This window comes from Rhodococcus sp. IEGM 1307 (assembly GCF_030056915.1).
Lineage (GTDB): Bacteria > Actinomycetota > Actinomycetes > Mycobacteriales > Mycobacteriaceae > Rhodococcus_F > Rhodococcus_F opacus_D.
Genome location: NZ_JASHKW010000010.1, coordinates 158,907 through 162,770, shown reverse-complemented (window position 1 = coordinate 162,770; position 3,864 = coordinate 158,907). Strand labels below are relative to the sequence as shown.

Here is a 3,864-nt window from a genome sequence, read left to right as displayed (position 1 = left end):
AGTGATTGTCCCCCGTCCATGTTTCCCGATCCGAGCAGAAATCGGGCCTGCACGCCGCTTCGTTACTGTGAATTGGCCCACCCTCGATCTGGATGGGCCTGAACCTTGCTGACTCCCCGGTTCGCGAAATTCGCTACTCAGACAATAATGAGCAAGCGCGTTGCTCACCACGCGGGGGTCAAACCTGCGACGCACGTCACAGTATCCTCTACGCAACCACGATGACAGGAGCCACGATCCGTGAACGATCATTCCCGCGGTGACGCCGAGAACCCCGGCGCTTCGGGCACTTCCGCGGGCGAGCCCTCGGTTCGTCGCATCCGCAAGCGAACGAATGTCCACAGCAAGTCCTATAAACGCAAGCGTGGCCTGATCACGGGCGGTTTTGCGGCCTTGCTGATAGTGGTAGCACTGGGTCTGTGGCTCGGCTATTCGGCCAGGGAAGCACGCGCAAATCTGTACGAGGCGCGCAACCATGCACAGCTCGCGAAAGATGCGTTACTGGACGGTAATACCGAAAACGCGGAGCGGTCGTCAGCCGACGCCGACAAGTACGCGAACAAGGCGTACGACTACACGCACAACGTCCCGTGGAGCGTCGCTTCCGCCATTCCGTGGCTGGGCAGCCCGCTCGGGACTTCACAGCAGATTTCCGAAGTCGTGCGCGGCCTGACGTCGGAGGTACTCGCACCGGCCGTGGCAGCCGGAACCTCTCTGGCGCCAAACCAACTCATCGCCTCGGGCGGCAAGGTGAATTTGCAGCCCCTGCAGGACGCTGCACCAGTGCTGGATCAGACTGCCGTCGCTGCCCAACGGTGGAACGATCAGGCACAGGCTATCGACGAACCGACATACCTGGCGTCGGTTTCCGATGCGCGTACGCAACTACAGGACCAGCTTTCGGAGCTGTCGAAGCTGTTGGGAAATACCGCAATTGCTGCGAAGCTGGCACCCACGATGTTGGGCGCAGACGGTCCGCGCAACTACTTCATGGCCTTCCAAACCAATGCGGAAGCGCGGGGTACAGGCGGACTACTGGGCGGCTACGGTGTCATTCGCGCGAATGACGGTGTCGCACGCGTAGACACCTTGGGTCGCAACTCCGATCTACCGATGAACAGTCAGCCGATCGATCTGGGTCCGGAGTTCGCGGCGCAGTATGGCCGAAGCCGGCCAACCACCGACTTCCGTAACAGTAACTTGAGTTCACACTTTCCTTATGCGGCGCAGATCTGGAAGTCACTGTGGGCGCAGGAATCCGGCGAGCAGGTCGACGGAGTAATTGCCACCGACCCGATCGCCCTCAGCTATGTGTTGGACGCGATCGGTCCGGTCAAGATGCCGGACGGCGAAGTCATCAATGCCGACAACGTTGTGGAGCTGACCGAGTCGACTGCCTATGTCCGCTTCGCCGACGATAACGCCGCCCGCAAGCAGTATCTGCAGACCGTGGCGGCCCGGGTGATCGACAAGATGACCGGAGAGATCAAGTCGCCACAGAAACTGCTCGACGCGCTGGGCCGCGCAGCTGGCGAACGCCGAATTGCGGTGTGGAGCTCACACCCCGAGGAGCAGGAAGTCCTGGCCGGCACACCGCTCGGACACGTCGTGCCTGATGACGCAGCACCGTTTGCGGGTGTGCTGATCAACAACCAGGCCGGAAATAAGCTCGACTATTACCTGACTCGCGAGATCGACTACACGGCGGAGAGCTGCACGGAGGACACTCGGCGTTCCACGGTGACCGTCAAACTGACGAATAACATTCCGGGCGGCGATTTCCCCGAATACGTGTCGGGGACGCACATCAACACACTGGGCGTGCCGAAGGGAACCAACGTGTCGGCGGTATCCCTCGTTGCCACGCAGGGCGCTCAACTGCGGAATGTGACCATCGACGGCAAGCCGACGATGTTCCTCACCGGCCGGGAACTGGGCCATCCGATGTTCGATGTGTTGGTTCCGGTGCCACGAGGACGGACGACGGAGGTCAAGTACCAGTTGACCGAGCCCTCCACGCCCGGCGAGGCGCGGGTGCCGTTGCAGCCGTTGGTAGATGATCCGACTGTGACGGTGAACGTGCCGAACTGCGGCGCCTGATTCGGAATGCTCTCCGGCTCCTCTCGCACCGCCGCCACCGCCATGGCCGTGGCGGCGGGTGGTGCCGGGGATGCCGCACTTCGGTACCAGCTGTGGCGGTGGTGGCCAGACGATATCGCGGAGTTCCCACTCACCACGTTCGCCATAAACGTGATGGGCTGATTCATGTTCGGGGTGTGCGCCGGGCCGCCTTCGGACGCCGAGCGTCGTTCGGCAACGATTGTGCGCGCCCTAGTGATGTTCGGATTGTTGAGCGGCTTAACGAGCTTCAGTATCTTTGCCGTGCAGGGTGCGAACCTTTTGTCTCCCCGGCAGGGTGCGTTGTACCTGGTGGTAACACCACTCGTGGCCGTCAGTGCAGCGTGGGTGGGCAGGGCGTCAGCATCCGCGCTGGCGAGGAATACCGCTCGTGCTGGGAGGCATGCGCGGTGAACGTGTCGACGTCAATCAACTATTTATGGTGTGCCGCGGCGGGAGCGCTGCTGCACTATTTGGCGGTGATTGTGGTGGGTCCACGGCTGGGTGTGCGACGCACAGTGGTTGCGTTGACGATGTGCGCGTACGCATTGTTGGGAATCGTGGTGGCGTCGGGTCGCGACGAGGATGGCTACGCGCTGATCGGCATCGGGTTCCTTGGAGCTGTGGCCCCGTTTACCGCCCTGGCCTCGCAGGCTCTCGGACAGGACACCTCGCACCGTCGTACGGTATCGCTTGCGGCTGGACGGTATTAGCTGGCGTGTCGATGGCGATTGTGGGCTACATCTTGGCCGACGTGGGGAGCATTGCGTTCGAGAAGATTCCGACGCGCTTGCAGTAGCTGCAAAACAGAGGGCCCGTCAGCACCGACCCTGCAAAAGAGCTTTGGCGAACCCCACCGTCTGGTAGAGATACGTATATTCCCATTCTGCCAGGCTGAAATTGTAATCACGAGGAACGGGCCGCATGACGATGTCGCCATCGAAGCACTGAGAGAAGATGTAACGCGCTCGCGGTAAGTGGTACCGCCAGCTGACTACCAGTATGCTGTTCCAGCCGTGTTGCTCCGCGAGCTCCCGGGTGAAAAGCGCCTCACCGCGCGTGGTTCCTGGCACTGGGGGTATACAGGTGACGGTGAAGCGTGGATCCTTGGTCGCACAAAACTTGGCCATCCTCGTGTCGCGTCTCGAATACGGATTAGAAAGCACAACGTTTCTCGAAACCCCTTGCCGTGCCAGCTCGATACCGTATTGCTCGCGACCATCGTGCCCGCCGCCAAGTACGACAATCGCGTCTACGGGCTTCACTTTGTCCACCCGCGACTTGGTGTAGACGAAGAATCCCGCGCCCCCCATAATCGCGATGAGCACGACGAGAGCACTTATCGCACTGACTACCAACTTCGCTGCACGCCGCATCTCACCAACCTAAACGCTTGTCTCGGCCCGGGCGAATTCAATCGGTCGCGTCCGACCAACTAGTAACAACGGTCACTGCGCGTCCCGCCACTTTCGAGAAGCTTGAGGAGGTAGGAACCGTACCCGGACTTCACCAGCTTCGCTGCCCGATCCCGCAACTCGTCATCGGAGATGAATCCCTGCCGGCGACTCCCTCAGCAGCTACGATTTCGAGACACTGCCGTTGCTCGATGGTGCGGACGTAGTTGGGTGTCTTGAGCAGCGAATAGAACGTGCCCGTGTCAAGCCAAATGGTCCCTCTGGACAGAACCTCAACGTTAGTGGGACGCCCGCTCCTTGACCGAGGCGAGAACACCCCGCACGACGCACG

At 61.1% G+C, this 3,864-nt stretch carries 3 protein-coding genes and 1 pseudogene; 2 read left to right on the top strand and 2 right to left on the bottom strand.

Annotated features, from left to right (window positions below; translation table 11 throughout):
* Window positions 1-240: 240 nt before the first annotated feature.
* Both QM841_RS21230 and QM841_RS21225 read left to right on the top strand, forming a co-directional pair.
* Complete coding sequence (locus QM841_RS21230; protein WP_283333468.1) at window positions 241-2,100, top strand: DUF4012 domain-containing protein; 1,860 nt, start codon at window positions 241-243, stop codon at window positions 2,098-2,100.
* Between the two features lie 428 nt (window positions 2,101-2,528).
* Entirely contained in the window at window positions 2,529-2,831 is a 303-nt protein-coding gene (locus QM841_RS21225; RefSeq protein ID WP_283333467.1) for a hypothetical protein, read from the top strand.
* 105 nt (window positions 2,832-2,936) lie between these two features.
* On the opposite strand, the gene QM841_RS21220 is transcribed toward QM841_RS21225, so the two are convergent.
* On the bottom strand, window positions 2,937-3,494 hold the full coding sequence (locus tag QM841_RS21220) for a YdcF family protein (RefSeq protein WP_283333466.1): 558 nt from the start codon (window positions 3,492-3,494) through the stop codon (window positions 2,937-2,939).
* Between the two features lie 59 nt (window positions 3,495-3,553).
* Window positions 3,554-3,810: pseudogene (locus tag QM841_RS21215) on the bottom strand (glucose-1-phosphate thymidylyltransferase); the annotation flags it as partial.
* Window positions 3,811-3,864 lie beyond the last annotated feature (54 nt).

Excerpts from the sequence above, each read along its gene's own strand:
- QM841_RS21220 (WP_283333466.1), bottom strand. The coding sequence starts at position 3,494 with ATGCGGCGTGCAGCGAAGTTGGTAGTCAGTGCGATAAGTGCTCTCGTC.